This is a genomic window from Acidovorax sp. ACV01 (assembly GCF_014851495.1).
In the GTDB taxonomy this organism is placed as follows: domain Bacteria; phylum Pseudomonadota; class Gammaproteobacteria; order Burkholderiales; family Burkholderiaceae_C; genus Acidovorax; species Acidovorax radicis.
In genome coordinates, this window is record NZ_JACUZT010000002.1 from 479,280 (window position 1) to 496,382 (window position 17,103).

Sequence of the window (17,103 nt, forward strand, 5' to 3'; positions counted from 1 at the left end):
GTGGCGCCAGCATGCTTTACCGCTGGGCGCCCTGGTTGGTGATGGGCGTTGCCTTGCACGCACCCGCCTTTGCGCAGCTGCCGCCAGCCGGCCCACCAACGCCGTCACCCGGGCCCGCCCCGGCACAGCAGGCGGCGCCGCCGGGCGCCACGGCGGGCGCACGCTTTCTGGAATCCTGCAACGAGGCGCTGGAGCGCGGCGTGGCCGAGCTGGGTTGCCAGGGGCCGATCTACCGCAACGAGCTGGAGCGCTTGAAACGGGAAGCCCTGAACACGCAAAACCCGCAGCTGCTGTCGTTCGTGGGCGATGCCTACCAAAACCCCCGGTCCGGCCTGGGCGACATGGGGCAGGCCTACCGCTGGTACCTGCTGGCCGCCGTGCGCGGAGATCCCCGCGCGATGCAGCGTTTGACAGAGATGAACCGCAAGGGCCAGGGTGTGCCCAAGGACAACGTGCGGGCCCTGGGCTACGCACGCCTGCTGGAGCGCATGGCGCAGCCCGACACCGGAACGCACCGCAACGTGCTGTCGGTGATCAATGAACTTGGCGCCGAGATGGCCGTGGAAGAGGTGGCGCTGGCCGAGCGTTTTGCGTCGGAGCTGGAAGCGCGCATTCAGCGCCAGGCCGCCGGGGATGGCACGGACAAAAGCGGCGATTTGCGGCCTGCAGCAGCCGGGGCCGTTCGGCCGGGCTCGGGCTTGCCTGGCATGTCGGCGGTGCCCCGCACGCCCTCGGGTGTGCCAGCATCTGCGGCGATGCCCAGCAGCACTTTCCCCGGGACGCCCGGCAAGGCCCCGCCCTGATGCCCAAGTCTCACACCATGAACGGCGCTCCATTGTTCCACTGGCTGGTCTGGAGCTGCGCGGATGCGGTGGCCCGGGCATCGCGCTGTGGTGCTGTGGTGTTGTTCGCGCTCCTGCTGGCAAGCACTGCGGCCCGTGCTGCGGGCCCCGTGGGGCCGGTGGGACCGGTCGGGCCCATCGGGCCGGTGGGTGTGGAGCCGGTGGAGGCCCCCCGCAAGAGTCGCGCGAACCCTGTGCCACGGCCTGCAGCACCGGCGCAGCCTTCCGGCAGTGCTGCCAGCGGTGCTCCCATAGGCAATCGCATTGAGGTGTCGGGCAATACCGCGTCCGGCACACGCTGCGCTGCGGATGGCACGGCATCGGTAAACAGCGTGGACGTATCGGGCGCGCGCCTGGACGGTCGCACGGTCATCGTGCAGGGGCGCAATGCCAGCGATGTGCGAACCAGTGATTGCCCGGCGCGTGCCGAGCAGCTGCCGCAGGGCCATGGCGCCACGGGCCAGACCAACAGCATCCGCGTCCGCTGAGCGCGGCGCCCGCCACCTCCTTCCACCCGACCACTGCAAGAGCATTGCCAAGAACACCATGAAAATTCCGTCGGACACATCACACACCTTGACTTCACCCCGCCTGGCATGGCCCGTTCGGCGCAAGGGCGCAGCCCTGGCCGTGGCCACGGCAGCCCTTTTGCTGGCGGCATGCAAGGAGCGCCCGCCCGAAGCGCCCTCCGCTGCGCCCGCGGCCACCCCTGCGACCACACCGCCGGTTGCAGCGCAGCCCGCGCCCCCGCCAGCCGCAGCACCCGCCGCGGTAGCGGCAGCGGCGCCCAAGCGGGTCCCGCTGTCCATCCAGGGCGTGGCGGCTGCTGGCGTTACGGTGCGTGTCAAAGCCGTGGAGATTGGCGCAGACGCCACGGTGCTCGACGTGAGCATCTCGTTCGCCAATCGCATTACCGACACCACCATGCTGGCCCTGGCCGACACCTACCTGCAGGACGAAAGCGGTGCCCGGCTGCACATCAAGCGGCCCGACAACAACCGCGACATCACCATCCGCGAAGGCGAGACGCTGGACGGGCAGCTGGTGTTCATGGGAGCGGTGTCACCGTCTGCGCGCAAGCTCAAGCTTGTCTTCAACGAGGGCAATCAGGGCGACAACATCGTGGCCCCCGGGCTGGTGGTGGACCTGCCGTTGCAGGGCGCCTGATGCAGCAAGGAACGCAGTCCGCACCCACGGCGCATGGGGCGGGCGCACGTTTGTTCGGTTTGGTTTTGATGTGCCTTGCTTTCATGGCTGCGGCATGTGCATTGCCGGTGGCAGCGCAAGAGGTGGTGCGCAGCGGCCGGGCGCTGGCCGATGTGCCGACCCGGCTTGTACCGGCGGCTGGTGCGCCGGCCACCACGCTGCGCAAGCAGGAGCTCTCCGGCAGTTTGGTCAGCCGTACGCAAGACACGACGCTGCAGCGCAGCGCCGGGCCGCAGACCATCCTGCGCGAGGCCGAGGTGCCCAGGGAGCGGCTGGAGCAGACGCGCGCGCTGTTGGTCGAGCTAAAGGCCCGGCCGACCCCAGAGCAGGCGATCTCCATCGACCTGCCGGCCGACGTGCTGTTCGACTTCGACAAGGCCGAGCTGCGTGCCGACGCCGCACCGTCGCTGGACAAGGCTGCCGAGCTCATCAAGAGCTACGCCACCGCGCCGCTCACGGTGCTGGGCCACACCGACGGCAAGGGCACCGACGCATACAACGACGCGCTGTCACTGCGCCGCGCCGAAGCCGTCGCGCGTGCGCTGCAGCGGCACACCCAACGCCAGGCGCGCGTGGAAGGCCGGGGCAAGCGCGAGCCGGTCGCGCCCAACACCACCCCCGATGGGCGCGACGATCCGCAAGGCCGGCAGCTCAACCGGCGCGTGCAGATCCTGATCAGCGTGCCCAGGAAGGAAGGCAGGTAAACCATGGCCCTCATCCGTTGCCCTGAATGCGGTCGTGAAGTGTCCTCTCAGGCGCCGGTCTGCCCTTCCTGCGGCTATCCGATACAAGCCAGGAATGCGCCGCCCGTTGCACAACAACCGAATGCGCTGCAATCCCCGCACCTGTGGGGGCGCCTGGCCATGGTGCTGGGCGCGTGGCTGGTCACGCCGTGGATCGCCAAGCTCATCGTGGCGCTGGCGGTGTGCGTGCTGGCGTACTTCATGTTCACGGGGCGGTGATAGCCCTGAAGCGCGCGAACACACGGTGCGCTACCGCCAAGAGACGGCAATCCGGTTGCTATATTTTTAGTAGCTATTGGCGCTTGTGCAACAAGCGCCAGGGCCTGTTTTCATCTAAAAATCAGGCAGCGACCCAGTGGTTGTCCAGCCGCGCGCCTTGCAGGGTCTGGCCATGCGGGTGCATCACAGATGCGGCGGCCTGCGCGTCCTGCAGGCTCGCAGCGAGACCGCCTGCCCACAGCGCGTCACCGTGCACAGCCAGCGGGCACACCTCGGACAGCGGCACCAGGCCCTGCCACTCGCCCTGCAACGAAAACGTGGCAATGCCGTGCGCGCGCGGGCAGCTCACGGCCCAGCCAGCTGGCGTGGCCGCCATGCTGCCGCCATAGCCGTGAATGCCCTGGGCGATGTGCTCCGGCGCTGCCACCACGCGCAGCGCTGTGCCGTCGAACAGCGCCAGCACGGGGGCGGTGTCCTTGACGGCCGCGTCGTCGTGCTCGGCCTGCAGCGCGATGCCGAGCGTGGTTCCATCGGGGCTCCAGGCCAGGTGGCGCAGGCTCAGGCGCGGGTCCTGCAGGCGCCATTGGCCGAGCAGGCGGCCCGTGCGGGCGTCCAGCCGCACGAGCGATGAGTCCATGGTGTCCAGGTCGCGCTTGACGCGGCCGGTCTCGGGCACGGTGGGTACGCCGCCGTTGGCGACGATCAGGGTGGGGGCGGCGCCTTGGATCTGTCCGCCCCGCGTGTCCCAGACCAATTCGTGCGCGTCGACGCCGTGGGTGGGCCATTCGGCGGTCTTCGCGAGGGTTCTGGCGTCACGCACCACGATCAAGCTCGCGCCTGTCTCGGCATCGGTCTCGGTGGTGTACAGCTGCCGGCCGTCGGCGCTGGCCAGCACATGGCCGTTGAAGGAGCGCTCGCCGTCTTGCCACAGCCACCGCGGCTCGCTGCCTGCACCAGGCCGCCACCGCACCAGCCAGTCGCCAGGCCGGCGCGCCGTGCCCAGCACCGAGCCGTCGGGCAGCACGCACAGGCCGTGGGCGCGGGTGGGCACCTCCAGCGCTGTGTGGACTTGCAGCGCCTGCCCGGCGCCGTCCTGCGTGGACAGCACACCGATGTGAAAGCTGCCCTGGTGTTCCCATGCGGCAGCCAGGTGCACGCGGTCACCGGTTTTGGCGAAGGCGTGTCCTGGCGCAATCACGCAGGCGCCCAGGCCCCCGAGCATGGCCAGCGCATGGCGGCGGTTCAGAAGATCAGTCACCATCCGCATCCGAAAACCCGATGCTCACCTGCAGCGCAGGCGCCACTTCGGACTCGGCCAGAAACTTCAGCGCCGTCAGGTCTTTGGCCGTCTGCTGGATGGCCGCCTTGTTCTGCAGGCCCGACTTCTGCACCTGGGCCATCGACGCGTCGACCTTGTCGGTGGCCTGGCGCAGCTTGTCGGCCAGCGGGTTCAGGCCCTTGCCGCGCAGGTACATATCGAGCGGCACCAGAGCTTCGCCAGCAGCGGGGATGTCGGCGCTGGCGGGCAGGGTGGTCACGCTGCGCAGGCCGCCCCAAGTGGCCGCCCAGGCCGCCAGCGTGGTGCCGCTGGCGGTGCGGGGGTAGTCCGGCGTGCGGGTGCCGGATCCCGATCCCGCGGCGCGCAGCGGCTTGTCTATCTGTGCCCAGCGCAGGCGCTCTATGCCGCCCACCCACTGGTTCACGAATTCGCTGATGGCCGCAGTGGACGCCTCCTGCTCGTCCTCGGCGCCCCAGTCGGTGGTCGCCGCGTCGGCGTAGGCCTTGGCCAGTGCGGCGGATTCCCGCGCCACATCCTGCGCCACTTCGTGCGCGTAGCTGCAGGCAGGGCTGCCGGGCTGGGCCGGGCGCGTCCACAGCAGCCATTCCAGCGCGGGCAGGCCCTTGGCAGGCGTGCCGATGCGCTCGAAGGCCTTGGCGCCCTGGGGCTGGGTGGTGACAGCTTTTTCGATCAATGCGGGGCGCGTGGGCGTGAAGTCGATAGCGCGCTGGCTGCGGCGTGCGATGACCGGGCCGACGGACACAGCGGCGAGCTGCTCCCACGAGCGGGCCGTGGCCTGCCAGGCGGTGCGTGCGGATTCGAGCGCGGCCTTGCCGTCTGCCGCCGGGGCCTGGCACAGCGCCGCCACGGCGGGCACCAGGGCGCGGGCATCGCGGTCAAAGTCCTGTGCGCGTGGCAGGGCCCAGTGGCTGTAGATGCCTTGCAGGGCGTGCACCGTGTCGTAGAACGGCACGGCGTTGCGCTGCCAGGCTGGGATGGCGGGTGCAGTGGGCGCTGCAGACTGTGCCTGCGCTGTGAGAGGGGGCAGGGTGGCCAGCAGCAGGGCGGCTGCAAGGAGGGATGTTTTCATCGCCGGGCCGCCCCAAGATGAAAACGCGGCCCCCTCGGGGGGCAGCGACCACACGGAGTGGGGAGCGTGGGGGTAAATTCTCATAACGACTCCACGAATTTCACGAGCGCGTCCCGGTCGGCCTTCTTCATCTTCAGCACCTGGTTCTTGGCCTCTTCGGCCTCGCCGCCGTGCCACAGCACGGCTTCGAGCACACCGCGCGCACGGCCGTCGTGCAGCAGGCGGGTGTGGCCGTTCACGTCCTTGATCAGGCCCGTGCCCCACAGCGCAGGAGTCTTCCACTGTCGGCCGTTGGCGCCGAAGTCGGGCCGGCCGTCGGCCAGGCGCTCGCCCATGTCGTGCAGCAGCAGGTCTGTGTACGGAAAGATGCGCTGCCCGCTCAGAGCCTTGCTCGTCAGCTGCGGGAACGGCCCCTCCTGGGTGACGTAGCTCGGGCGGTGGCAGGTGGCGCATTGGGCCTGCGAGAACAGGGCCTGGCCGCGCAGCACCTGCGCGTCGTTGAGGCTGCGACGCGCGGGCGGCGCGAGCGTGGCCTGGTAGAAGATCACGTCGGCCAGGGTCTTGTCGTCGATCTCGACGCCGGGCTGGCCTTGGTCGCCGCCGCTCTTGCCGCTGGGGGCGGCCAGGCAGTCCTTCTGCGTGGGCGTGCAGGCCTCTTGCGCGAAGTGGCGCGAGGTGATGCCCATGTCGCCCAAAAAGGCGCCACCCGTCTGGTGCGCGATGGTGGCCACGTTGGCCTTCCAGCCGAAGCGCCCCGTCATCATGCGGCCGGCGGGGCCGTCCCACACCTTGTTGGGCACGCCCTTGATGGGGCCGGGGGCAGCGGCCTGGTCTGCGGCGTTGGCCAGGATGTCGGCCTCGGCAATCGCTTCGAGCAGGCCCACGCCGATGATCTGCGGCGCGATGCGCGGGCTCGTCATCACGTCCTTGTGCAGGGGGCCGTAGCCCAGGTCGGCAAAGCCGTAGGAGGGCTTTTGCAGCGTGTAGGGCGTGCCGTCGGCGAACTTGCCCTTGATGGTGTCGTAGCGCAGGGTCACGCGGCCTTCGGGCTTGACGCCCTGGATGGCAGCGTTGTTGAACTGGTCGCCGTACACCGGGTCATGCACCGGCCCGCCGTGCACGTCGGTGCCAGGGATGGACAGGCGGACGAGCAGGGCCACTGTGGGGTCCTTCGTCTCGCCCAGGCGGTTGAAGATTGCCGGTGGTTCGCCGCGGCCGTCCTGCACGTGGCAGCCGCCGCACGAGCGCGCGATGAAGTGCGGGCCGAGGCCGTCGCGGGCTTTGGTGGACGCGGGCGCCTCCACCCAGTTGCGGCGGAAGAACGAGTTGCCGATGACGAAGCGCGTGCGCTCCTCATCGGCCAGGTTGGCGGCCGGGAACGAGAAGGCATTGCGCCCGGTGGCGAACACCGTGGTCTCGCCGCCGGTTTTTTCGCCCAGCGGGTCGGGCTGGGGCGCTGCCGTCAACGACTGCAGGCCCAGGCCGCCGAAGCCGGCGAGTGCGACGATGGCGGTGCTGGCTGCCGCCAGGCGCACGGTGCGCCGGCGGGCAATGGCTTGCGCAGGCTTCATGCTCAAGGCTGGACCAGGGTCAGTTTGGTGATGCCGATCGCGTTGGCTGCGGCGACGAGGTCCTTGCTTTGCTGCGTGAGGCTGTCGATGGTCTTCTGGATGCGCTGGCGGCCCGGCGCGTCCTTGCCGCCGATGATCTCGCGGTCGAACGGTGCCTGGATGCCCTCGGCGGCAGCCACCGAGGCCGCGATCTGCTTCGTGGTCTTGTCGGCCAGCGCCGCGTCCTTGGCAGCCACCAGATCGCGCAGCGATGCGCCCTTGACCACGCTGCCGTCGGCGCGCTGGTATTCGCCCAGCCACACGTTCTGGATGCCCTTGGCATTGGTCACCGCGTCGCGGTGGGTGTTGTCGGAGAAGCACGAGTGCTCGTCTTCCTGGTCCTGGCTGTTCAGGGCCACTTCCAGGCGTTCGCCGGCCAGCTCGCCGCGCGAGAGCGAGCCCAGGCCCACGAGCATCTTGCGCACGGACTCCTGGCCGCCCCGCGCGAACTTGCTGCGGTAGTTGTTCTTGGCATCGGGCGCCCAGGCCTTCACGAGCGAGGTGAGGTCGTCGATGAGCAGGTCGGTCACCACGTTCAGGTACTGGCGGCGGCGGTCCGCGTTGAGGGCCTTGCCGTCCACGAAGTCTTCGAAGTTGCGGTCGCCCGGGCCGGTCTCGGACAGGTCCTGGCCCCACAGAAAGAACTCGATGGCGTGCCAGCCCGTGGCGATGTTCTCCTCGCCGCCGCGCTCGTTCTGCGCCGACAGGTTCTTCTTGTTGATGACGAACTTGCGGTTGTTCACGAGGCCCGCATTGGTCTTGCCCTGCACGCTGTCCACAAACGATTCGTCCATCGGCCAGGCGTTGATGCGGCCCTCGGGCCCGTTGTCGTTGTCGATGGGGCCGCCGTAGAAACGGAAGGCCTCGGTCTGGCCGTAGAACTCGCGCGCAGCCAGCCATTTTTTGCGGGCGTCGGCCAGCGTGTCGGCCGAAGGCTTGGCCGTGAAGGCCTGCACAGCCTCGCGCAGTGCCTGTGCGCTGGCGAGCGTGTCGGCGTAGTTGGCGTGCACCAGCTGTGCGTAGTGCGCGGCCACGGCCTGGTTTGTCACGGCCTGCGGCGCCTGGGCCTGGGGGGCTGCTGCCGTGGGGGCGATCTGTGCGCCCACGCCAGTGCTGTACGCGCAGACGGACAGGGCAGCCACCAAGAGGGACGTCTTGAGGGAGGGAAATGTCATGCAGTGGTCTCCAGAGGATCACGCGGGCCGCCGCACGCATGGCCGAAGGCCGGTGGTGGTGCCGCGCAGGATGGATGGGGGTGGCGGGGCCGCACTGGCTGGACGGGGCCTGCGCGCAAGCGTGGGCACAGACGAGTGGCTGGGTGGGCAGGACTGAGGAGGAATTATACAAATGGTAGTGATTCGTATTTGCCAAATCCATGGCCACTGGCTGGAAACGCCTGTCATCGAACCGACGCAAAACCTTCACGGTGATGTCACCCGTGGTTTCTACGCTCCATGGGTTTTGTAACCAACAACCCGAGGAACCCCCATGACCCACCGTGTGGATGCGCCAGAGCTGGCCATTGATTTCAACAACGAGAACGCCAACACCTCCGCCAACCCCACGTTCGACTCGGTGCTGGGCGCCCGTCTGTCGCGCCGTGGCGTGCTGCGTGGCAGCGTGGGCTCGGTAGGCACGGCCATGCTGGCCGGATTTGGCGTATCGGCCTGCGGCGGCAGCGATGATCCTGCAGTCACGCCTCCACCTGCCGGCCCCAAGCTGCTGGGCTTCGGCGCCGTGCCCAAGAGCTTGTCCGACGTGGTGGCTGTGCCTGCGGGCTACACCGCCAGCGTGATCTTTGCACTGGGCGACCCCATTGCCGCAGGCGTGGCTGCGTACAAGAATGACGGCACCGACGGCGACTTCGACAAGCGCGCTGGCGACCACCATGACGGTATGGAGTGGTTTGGCCTGGGCACCGACGGCAAGCGCAGCGACAACGCCACCGAGCGTGGCCTGCTGGCCATCAACCACGAAGCCACCACCGACGAGAAGCTGTCTTCGTACTTCCTGCACGCCAACGGCGGCACCACCACCTTGCCCCGCCCCGCAGCGGAAATCGACAAGGAAACGGCCATCCACGGCATTGCCGTGGTCGAAGTGGCCAAGTCGGGTGGCAAGTGGGCCTACGCGCAGAACTCTGCGCTGAACTTCCGCCTCACGTCGCTCAGCCCCATCGAGATTTCGGGCCCGGCCCGCGGCAACGCGCAGCTGTTCACCAAGTTCTCGCCCACCGGCACCACCACGCGCGGTACGCTGAACAACTGCGGCACGGGCAAGACGCCCTGGGGCACCTTCCTGACCGGTGAAGAAAACTGGTTTGGCTACTTCACACGCGGCGCCGCAGACGACGCCGCACGCGGCAACGACAAGACCGTGACGGCCCTCAAGCGCTATGGCCGCAACCAGGGCGCCGCATCGCGCCACGGCTGGGAAAGCGGCGGCGCGGACGACAAGTACCAGCGCTGGAACAACAGCAAGACCGGCACCTCGGTGGACGGCACGGACGACTACCGCAACGAGATGAACGGCATGGGCTACATCGTCGAGATCGATGCCTATGACAAGACCCGCATGGCCAAGAAGCGCACGGGTCTGGGCCGCTTCGCGCACGAGAGCGCAGCGTTCGGCAAGGTGGTGGCCGGCCAGCCTCTGTCCATTTATATGGGCGACGATTCGCGCGGCGAGTACATCTACAAGTTCGTGTCCACCGCCACGTGGAACCCGGCCGACGCCAACGCCAACGACCGCCTGGCCATCGGCGACAAGTACCTGGACAGCGGCAAGCTGTACGCAGCCAAGTTCAACGCCGACGGCACCGGCAGCTGGGTGGAGCTGTCGCTCACCAACACCGCCATCAGCGGCTATGCCACGTACAAGTTCGCCGACGCGGCCGACATCGTCATCAACACCCGTCTGGCCGCGGACGCCGTGGGTGCCACGAAGATGGACCGCCCCGAGTGGAACGCGGTGAACCCCGCCAATGGCGAGGTGTACTTCACGCTGACCAACAACAGCGCCCGCAGCGCCAACCCCGGCAGCGGCCAGTACCTGCCCGACGCGGCCAACCCCCGTGCCTACACCGACATGAAGGGCACCACCAAGCAGGACGGCAATCCCAACGGCCACATGGTGCGGCTGAAGGAAGGCGCCTCCGTCTCCGCCTTCACCTGGGACGTGTACCTGTTCGGCGCCGAAGCCAGCGCCGACAAGACGCTGATCAACATCTCGGCCCTGACGGACGAGCAAGACTTCTCCAGCCCCGATGGACTGGCTTTCAGCAAGGCCACGGGCATCTGCTGGATCCAGACCGATGACGGCGCCTACACCGATGCCAGCAACTGCATGATGCTGGCGGCCGTGCCTGGTCAGGTGGGCGACGGCGGCAAGAAGACGCTGACCTACACCAAGGCGGACGGCACCAAGTTCGACATCGTCTCTCCCGTGGGAAAGGCTGCCACGGCCGACACTCTCAAGCGCTTCCTGGTGGGCCCCAAGGGCTGCGAGATCACGGGCCTGACCGAAACGCCGGACGGCAAGACGATCTTCGTGAACATCCAGCACCCGGGTGAATCCACCGGCATGGCCAACCTGGGCGACCCGGCCAAGTACCAGAGCCAGTGGCCTGCCAACGCTGGCTACGGCGCGGGCAAGCGCCCCCGTTCGGCCACCATCGTGATCACGAAGAACGACGGCGGCAACATCGGTACCTGATCAGTTTGCATCAGGGGCTGCGGGCTGTGTGAGGGGTTCGCTCCTCACTCCCTTTGCATGCGGGCCAGCCATGGGGGGCTGGCCCTTGCTTTTTGGACTGGCGTTTTGGCTGCGCCTCTGGCTTGCGGCCTGCCTGGTGTTGTGTGGGGTGTCAGTAGTCTGCGCCGTAGGGCGAAGGCGGACGGGCGCGGGACACTGGCGCAGGTGGCAAGGGCGCGGGTGTCGGTGGGGGCAAAGCGGGTGATGCAGGTGCGGGTGGTGCGGTCGGCGCACTGCCACCGGGCGCCGAGGGATAGCTCATTTGCCCGCTGCCATCCTTGGTGCCCTTGCGCCCGGCAATCTGCCATGCCGTGCGCTGGCCGACGAGGCTGGCCAGAAACTCCAGCTCTTCGTCGGTGTGGTTGATGGCACCCGCAGGCGTCAGAAGGCGGCCATCGCGCGGTGCAGGTTCGGCCCAGAACGACTGGTGGTACACGGACTGGCTGACGATGTTCTCGCTGCCAGCGGCCAGGTCCACTGTTCCATAACAATTACAGAAATAGCCCCGGTAGGCCAGCTCGGGGAACACCTCGGCATACACACCTGTGCCCCGGATGCCTGCTGTGGCGGTGGGCAGGATCACTTGCCCTTCTGTACCTTGCCCCCAGACGCTGGCCACTGCGCCGGTCAGCACCCGCAGGATCTTGACTGCGGTGGGCGTGTCGCCCTCCAGCGCCATGCGCGTGTTCTGCCTGAGCATGAAAGCGCTGTTGCCCACGGTGAAAACGGCGGTGGAGCCGGGGCCGGTCTCGATGCGGTCACCGGCGGCGATGCTGTGGCGGGCGGTCAGCGGCTGGCCATTGCGCAGCACATCCCCCCGCACTTCAACGATGTTGCTGCCAGACTGCGCCTGGGCGGCCACCCATCCGCCGGTGGCCATCCACGCGGTGGCGGCCTGCAGCAGGCTGCGCCGCCGGTGCCAGAGAAGTTCCTCTTCAGTTCGGCCCAGGAGTTGGAGTGTCGGGTGGCGGTGCGGGTGGTGCGTCATGGGGCGCCTCGGATGCAGGGGTCGAAGGGGGCTCGAAGCTGTCACGGAAGGTGAACACCACCGACGTGAAGAACATCGCCGCCATCATCAACGCGGCACCCACCATGATGCCGCCAGCCGCCGATCCTGCAAGCCCCGCTCCCGCAAGCAGCGCCGAGACCAGCGTCACCACCAGCCCTCCCAGCAGAAACACGCCCAGCCAGCCCAGGCCGTAGACCAAGAAAGCGCCGAAGTTGCGCACGCAGGCCACGATGCTGAAGAACAGGGCCTTGACCGGTGGCACACCATGCCAGTGCACCAGCCCCGGGGCATGCCAGAACAGCAGCGACAGCGGCAGGTACAGCACCATGGAGAGCCACATGGCGCTCTGGAAGGCAGGGTCTTCCGCCACCTCCTTGGTCAGCGGGGCGCCGCCCAGGTACACCTTGGCAAATTGCCCGCCATCGAGCAAGGCCGACAGCCCCATCACCGCCAGGAAACCCACGGCATACAAGGCGCCCAGCACCAGCATGTCGCGCAGCCGTTGCTGCCCGGTGCGAAACGCCACCAGCAGCACGGCCGGTGTGGGAAAGCGCCCCTGCGAGGCTTGCGCCGCTGCCACCATCATGGCCAAGGTGGCCGACGGCAGCATCATCAGTGCGACAGCGGGGCCCACCAGGGGAATCAACGTGGTGAGCGACATGACCGCCATGGTCATGAAAAACAGCGCTGCCAGGGCCATGGGCTGCTGCCAGAACGTCCGGATGCCGAGCTTGACCCAGGCCATGCCGGTGCGGGCGGGGACGATGTGGAGTTTCATGAGGGTGCTGGAGAGAAAAAGTGGGGCCTGCGCCCGGGCACTGCCAGCAGCCGGGAGGCCACCCGTGGCAGTGCAATAGCTTGGAATTTACCCCAGCGGCCCATTCCGGCCACTGCGCAAGGGATCCGCCACGCGCCGCGAAGTCGCTGGCGCCGTGGTCAGGCTTGCACGGGGTAGGCAATGCGGGCGCGCAGGACCCGCTCAAAGTGAGTAGGGTCGTGCGGCGTGAGCATGGAGGCTTCGCGCGGCAGGTAGAAGTCCCACAGGCGCGAGATCCAGAACCGCAAGGCCCCCGCGCGCAGCATGGCGGGCAGCAGTTCGCGTTCGGCGGCGGTGAGGGGGCGTACCACCTGGTAGGCATCCAGCATGCGGGTGGCGCGCCCGGCATCGTGTTGGCCCGTTGCCAGGTCGATGCACCAGTCGTTCAGGCACACCGCCAGATCGAAGAGCCAGGTGTCCACCCCCGCAAAGTAGAAATCGAAGAAGCCCGTGAGTTCTTCGCCGTCGAACATCACGTTGTCGCGGAACAGATCCGCGTGGACGGGGCCCTGGGGCAGGGCGGCATACGCGGCGCTGGCGGCCACATGGTTCTGGTAGGCCAGCTCGGACCGCAGCAAGGCGGCCTGGGCCGGGTCAATGTGGGGCAGCACCACGGGCACGGTTTCGTTCCACCAGGGCAGGCCGCGCAGGTTGGGCTGGTGCCGGTCAAACCCGCGCCCCGCCAGGTGCATGCGGGCCAGCATGGTGCCCACGGCGGCGCAGTGTGCGCCTTGTGGCGCCAGCTGGCTTTTGCCGCGCAGCTTGTTCACCACGGCGGCGGGCTTGCCACACACAGCGTGCAGGATGTCGCCGTTCTGGTCGGCGCGCGGGTCGGGAACGGGCACGCCGCCGTGCGCCAGATGCTTCATCAGGTACAGGTAGAACGGCAGCTGTGCGGCGGTGAGGCGCTCGAACAGCGTCAGCACGAACTCGCCCTGGTCGCTGGTGAGAAAGTAGTTGGTGTTTTCGATGCCACCCTCGATGCCGCGCAGCTCTACCAGCTCACCCAGTTGCAAACGGCGCAGCAATTCGCGCGCCTCGTGGTTGGAGACTTCGGTAAAGACGGCCATCGCTCAGGGGGTTACAAAAGAAGAAAAACTGGCAGCAAAAAGCAGGGCGTACAGCGGCTCCATGGGTGCCAGCGCGGCTGCGCTGGAAGGTGCCGCAGGGGCCTCAGAACTTCAGCACGTTCCAGACGCGGGGGGCGGTGGTGGTTTCTGCGCCGTTGTTGCTGCCGGCGCGGCTGCGGGCGCCGTCGGGCGACTGCACCTCATAGCTGGGCAGGTTGCCGGTCTTGGGTTGCACGGAAATGGTCTGGGTCTGGCCGCCCACACGCAGTTCATCGACGCGGCTGCCCGCGTCTTCGATGTGGATGCGCTCGGTGCGCTGGTTGGAGCGGCCTGCAGCTTGCTCAGGTTCTGATAGCGCCTCGCGCTTGTCTGCCGTGCCCTGGGGCACATTTTGGCTTGAAGTCTGGGCCAGGGCGGAGCCGGAGGCAATGCCCAGCAGCAAAAGGAGGTAAAGAGCGCGCATCGGGCGATTGTAGAGCGCGGCCTGGGTGGCGCAGGGCCGTGCACAATTGCCGCATGAGCAACAAAAAGACCCTGGTGCTGGTGGACGGCTCCAGCTACCTCTACCGCGCCTTCCACGCCATGCCCGACCTGCGGGCCGTGCCGGGTGACCCCACCAGCGCCGCCACGGGCGCCATTCGCGGCATGATCAACATGATGCAGGCGCTGCGCAAAGAGGTGACGGCCGACTATGCCGTGTGCGTGTTCGACGCATCGGGCCCCACCTTCCGCGATGCCTTGTACACCGAGTACAAGGCCACGCGCTCGCCCATGCCAGACGACCTGCGCAGCCAGATCGAGCCCATCCACGAGGTGGTGGACCTGCTGGGCTGGAAGGTGGTGGCCGTGCCCGGCGTGGAGGCCGACGACGTGATCGCCACCTTGGCCAACGCAGCAGCCGCACAGGGCATTGAGGTCATTGTGTCGAGTGGCGACAAGGATTTGAGCCAGCTGGTCAACGAGCACATCACCATCATCGACACCATGAGCGGCAAGCGCCGCGACGTGGCGGGCGTGACGGCAGAGTTTGGCGTGCCACCCACGCTGATGGTGGACTACCAGGCCCTGGTGGGCGACACCGTGGACAACGTGCCCGGCGTGACCAAGGTGGGCCCCAAGACCGCCGCCAAGTGGCTGGAAGAATATGGCTCGCTCGACAGCCTGATTGCCAACGCCGAAGCCATCAAGGGCGTGGCGGGCAACAACCTGCGCGAGGCGATTGCCAGCGGTCAGCTGGCATTGAGCCGTCAGCTGGTCACCATGAAGACCGATTGCGCGCTGGCCGACTACATCCCCGGTTTGCCCGCATTTGACGACATCACGCTGGACGCGCCAGACAACGCCGGCCTGCTGCCGTTTTACGAAAAATATGGCTTTAAAGGCCTGGCCAGCGCGATCAAGGGTGCAGCGGCCCCCGCCACCGCAGCTCCCACCGTCGCCATGCCCGGCCAAAGCGGCGATTTGTTTGCCGACCACTCCGCTAGCACCGTGGCAGAGGAAGCCCAGCACCGCACCGTGGTGTACGACACCATCCTCAACTGGGCCGACTTTGACCAGTGGCTGGAACGCCTGCACAAGGCTCCGCTGGCAGCGATCGACACCGAGACCGATTCGCTCGACGAAATGCGCGCGCAGATCGTCGGCATATCTTTCAGCGTGCAGCCCGGCGAGGCCGCCTACATCCCCCTGCGCCACGAAGGCCCCGATGCGCCCGCGCAACTGCCGTTGGATGAAGTGCTCGCCCGCCTCAAGCCTTGGCTGGAAGACCCCAAGCACCACAAGCTGGGCCAGCACATCAAGTACGACCGCCATGTGTTCGCCAACCACAGCATCGAGGTGCAGGGCTACACGCACGACACCATGTTGCAAAGCTATGTGCTCGAAGTGCACAAGCCCCACAACCTGACCAGCCTGGCAGAGCGCCACACCGGCCGCAAAGGCATCACCTACGAAGACCTGTGCGGCAAGGGCGCGCACCAGATTCCGTTTGCGCAAGTGCCGGTGGACAAGGCCGCCGCCTACTCGTGTGAAGACTCCGACCAGACCCTGGACGTGCACAACGCCCTGTGGCCCCTGCTGCAGGCCGATGACAAACTGCGCTTCATCTACGAGCTGGAGATGCAGAGCAGCGAGGCCCTGTACCGCATCGAACGCAACGGCGTGCTCATCGACGCGCCCACACTGGCCAACCAGAGCCACGAGCTGGGCCAGCGCATCTTGCAGCTTGAAACCGAGGCGTATGAGATTGCAGGCCAGCCCTTCAACCTGAGCAGCCCCAAGCAGCTCGGCGAAATTTTCTTCGACAAGCTGGGCATGCCCGTGGTCAAGAAAACCGCCACCGGCGCGCGCAGCACCGACGAAGAGGTGCTCGAAAAACTGGCCAAGGACTACCCCCTGCCCGCCAAGCTGCTGGAGCACCGGGGCCTGGTCAAGCTCAAGGGCACCTACACCGACAAGCTGGCCCAGCTGGCGCTGCCACGCACAGGCCGCGTGCACACGCACTACGCCCAGGCCGTGGCCGTCACAGGGCGCCTGTCCAGCAACGACCCCAACCTGCAGAACATCCCCATCCGCACCCCCGAAGGCCGCCGCGTGCGCGAGGCCTTCGTGGCGCCCGCAGGCCGGGTGATTGCGAGTGCCGACTACTCCCAAATTGAGCTGCGCATCATGGCCCACCTGAGCGGCGACCACTCGCTGCTGCACGCCTTCCACGCTGGGCTGGACGTGCACCGCGCCACCGCCGCCGAGGTGTTTGGGGTGGAGGTAGACCAGGTCACCAGCGAGCAACGCCGCTACGCCAAGGTCATCAACTTTGGCCTCATCTACGGCATGAGCAGCTTTGGCCTGGCCAAGAACCTGGGCATCGAAACCAAGGCCGCTGCCGCCTACATCGACAAATACTTTCTGCGCTACCCCGGCGTGAAACAGTACATGGACGACACCAAGGCCGCCGCCAAGTCCATGGGCTATGTCGAAACCGTGTTTGGCCGCCGCCTGTACCTGCCCGAAATCAACTCCCCCAACGGCCCCCGCCGCGCAGGCGCCGAACGCGCCGCCATCAACGCCCCCATGCAAGGCACGGCGGCCGACCTCATCAAGCTGGCCATGGTGGCCGTGCAAAAAGAGCTGGATGCCCACAAGCCGGACATCAAGATGATCATGCAGGTGCACGACGAACTGGTGTTCGAGCTGCCCGAGGGCGAGGTGGGCTGGCTCAAGACCCACATCCCGCGCCTGATGGCGGATGTGGCGGCGCTGAAGGTGCCGTTGCTGGCGGAGGTGGGGGTGGGGGCGAACTGGGATAAGGCGCATTGAGCCGGGGGAGGCAGCGGTGATGAGCCAAGAGTTTGAGTGTTTTTGGCCTCTAGCGCTTATCTGGTAAGCGCTAGTAGCTATCGAATTTGATCGTGACTGCCTGCGTCGTCTTTGTTGGTGACGTGTGAAGTTGCTCACTGTTGATTTGCG

At 67.4% G+C, this 17,103-nt stretch carries 15 protein-coding genes; 7 read left to right on the forward strand and 8 right to left on the reverse strand.

Going from position 1 to position 17,103, the window contains the following annotated elements; genetic code table 11:
* The first annotated feature begins 11 nt into the window (after window positions 1-11).
* The 5 genes from IB243_RS06745 to IB243_RS06765 are packed head-to-tail and all read left to right on the forward strand — an operon-like array spanning window position 12 to window position 3,010.
* Window positions 12-803 carry a sel1 repeat family protein gene (locus tag IB243_RS06745; RefSeq protein WP_225584781.1) on the forward strand — a complete coding sequence of 264 codons (792 nt, stop codon included), beginning with the start codon at window positions 12-14 and terminating at the stop codon, window positions 801-803.
* Window positions 803-1,330 (forward strand): hypothetical protein, encoded by a 528-nt coding sequence (locus IB243_RS06750; RefSeq protein WP_225584782.1) that lies wholly within the window; start codon window positions 803-805, stop codon window positions 1,328-1,330. Before IB243_RS06745 ends, IB243_RS06750 begins: the two co-directional genes overlap by 1 nt.
* A gap of 58 nt (window positions 1,331-1,388) precedes the next feature.
* The gene (locus IB243_RS06755) at window positions 1,389-2,009 is read left to right on the forward strand and encodes a hypothetical protein (protein ID WP_192425875.1); all 621 of its coding nucleotides are present in this window, start codon (window positions 1,389-1,391) and stop codon (window positions 2,007-2,009) included.
* Window positions 2,009-2,752, forward strand: a complete 744-nt coding sequence (locus IB243_RS06760) for an OmpA family protein (protein WP_225584783.1) — start codon at window positions 2,009-2,011, stop codon at window positions 2,750-2,752. The genes IB243_RS06755 and IB243_RS06760 overlap by 1 nt, the downstream gene beginning before the upstream one ends.
* A gap of 3 nt (window positions 2,753-2,755) precedes the next feature.
* Window positions 2,756-3,010 carry a zinc ribbon domain-containing protein gene (locus IB243_RS06765; RefSeq protein WP_029414052.1) on the forward strand — a complete coding sequence of 85 codons (255 nt, stop codon included), beginning with the start codon at window positions 2,756-2,758 and terminating at the stop codon, window positions 3,008-3,010.
* A gap of 121 nt (window positions 3,011-3,131) precedes the next feature.
* Here the strand turns inward: IB243_RS06765 and IB243_RS06770 are convergent, their stop codons facing one another.
* From IB243_RS06770 to IB243_RS06785, 4 genes are all read right to left on the reverse strand, one after another.
* Complete coding sequence (locus IB243_RS06770) at window positions 3,132-4,268, reverse strand: DUF1513 domain-containing protein (RefSeq protein WP_370540318.1); 1,137 nt, start codon at window positions 4,266-4,268, stop codon at window positions 3,132-3,134.
* Window positions 4,261-5,379, reverse strand: coding sequence for an imelysin family protein (locus IB243_RS06775; protein WP_192425878.1), 1,119 nt, complete (start codon window positions 5,377-5,379; stop codon window positions 4,261-4,263). The genes IB243_RS06770 and IB243_RS06775 overlap by 8 nt, the downstream gene beginning before the upstream one ends.
* Before the next feature lie 80 nt (window positions 5,380-5,459).
* Complete coding sequence (locus IB243_RS06780) at window positions 5,460-6,950, reverse strand: di-heme oxidoredictase family protein (protein WP_192425880.1); 1,491 nt, start codon at window positions 6,948-6,950, stop codon at window positions 5,460-5,462.
* Between the two features lie 2 nt (window positions 6,951-6,952).
* Window positions 6,953-8,164: an imelysin family protein gene (locus IB243_RS06785; RefSeq protein WP_192425882.1), complete on the reverse strand. Its 1,212-nt coding sequence runs from the start codon at window positions 8,162-8,164 to the stop codon at window positions 6,953-6,955.
* A gap of 313 nt (window positions 8,165-8,477) precedes the next feature.
* On the opposite strand from IB243_RS06785, the gene IB243_RS06795 reads away from it, so the two are divergent.
* The gene (locus tag IB243_RS06795) at window positions 8,478-10,703 is read left to right on the forward strand and encodes a PhoX family phosphatase (RefSeq protein ID WP_192425884.1); all 2,226 of its coding nucleotides are present in this window, start codon (window positions 8,478-8,480) and stop codon (window positions 10,701-10,703) included.
* Between the two features lie 151 nt (window positions 10,704-10,854).
* Here the strand turns inward: IB243_RS06795 and IB243_RS06800 are convergent, their stop codons facing one another.
* The 4 genes from IB243_RS06800 to IB243_RS06815 form a co-directional block, all read right to left on the reverse strand.
* A complete protein-coding gene (locus IB243_RS06800) occupies window positions 10,855-11,730 on the reverse strand; it encodes an iron dicitrate transport regulator FecR (RefSeq protein WP_192425886.1) in 876 nt (291 codons plus the stop codon).
* Window positions 11,678-12,529, reverse strand: a complete 852-nt coding sequence (locus tag IB243_RS06805) for a BPSS1780 family membrane protein (RefSeq protein WP_192425888.1) — start codon at window positions 12,527-12,529, stop codon at window positions 11,678-11,680. Before IB243_RS06805 ends, IB243_RS06800 begins: the two co-directional genes overlap by 53 nt.
* Before the next feature lie 158 nt (window positions 12,530-12,687).
* Window positions 12,688-13,638 (reverse strand): homoserine kinase, encoded by a 951-nt coding sequence (locus IB243_RS06810; protein WP_010463575.1) that lies wholly within the window; start codon window positions 13,636-13,638, stop codon window positions 12,688-12,690.
* 103 nt (window positions 13,639-13,741) lie between these two features.
* Window positions 13,742-14,101 (reverse strand): hypothetical protein, encoded by a 360-nt coding sequence (locus tag IB243_RS06815; RefSeq protein ID WP_010463577.1) that lies wholly within the window; start codon window positions 14,099-14,101, stop codon window positions 13,742-13,744.
* Window positions 14,102-14,154: 53 nt separating this feature from the next.
* On the opposite strand from IB243_RS06815, the gene polA reads away from it, so the two are divergent.
* The gene (gene polA, locus IB243_RS06820) at window positions 14,155-16,953 is read left to right on the forward strand and encodes a DNA polymerase I (protein ID WP_192425890.1); all 2,799 of its coding nucleotides are present in this window, start codon (window positions 14,155-14,157) and stop codon (window positions 16,951-16,953) included.
* The last annotated feature ends 150 nt before the right edge of the window (window positions 16,954-17,103 follow it).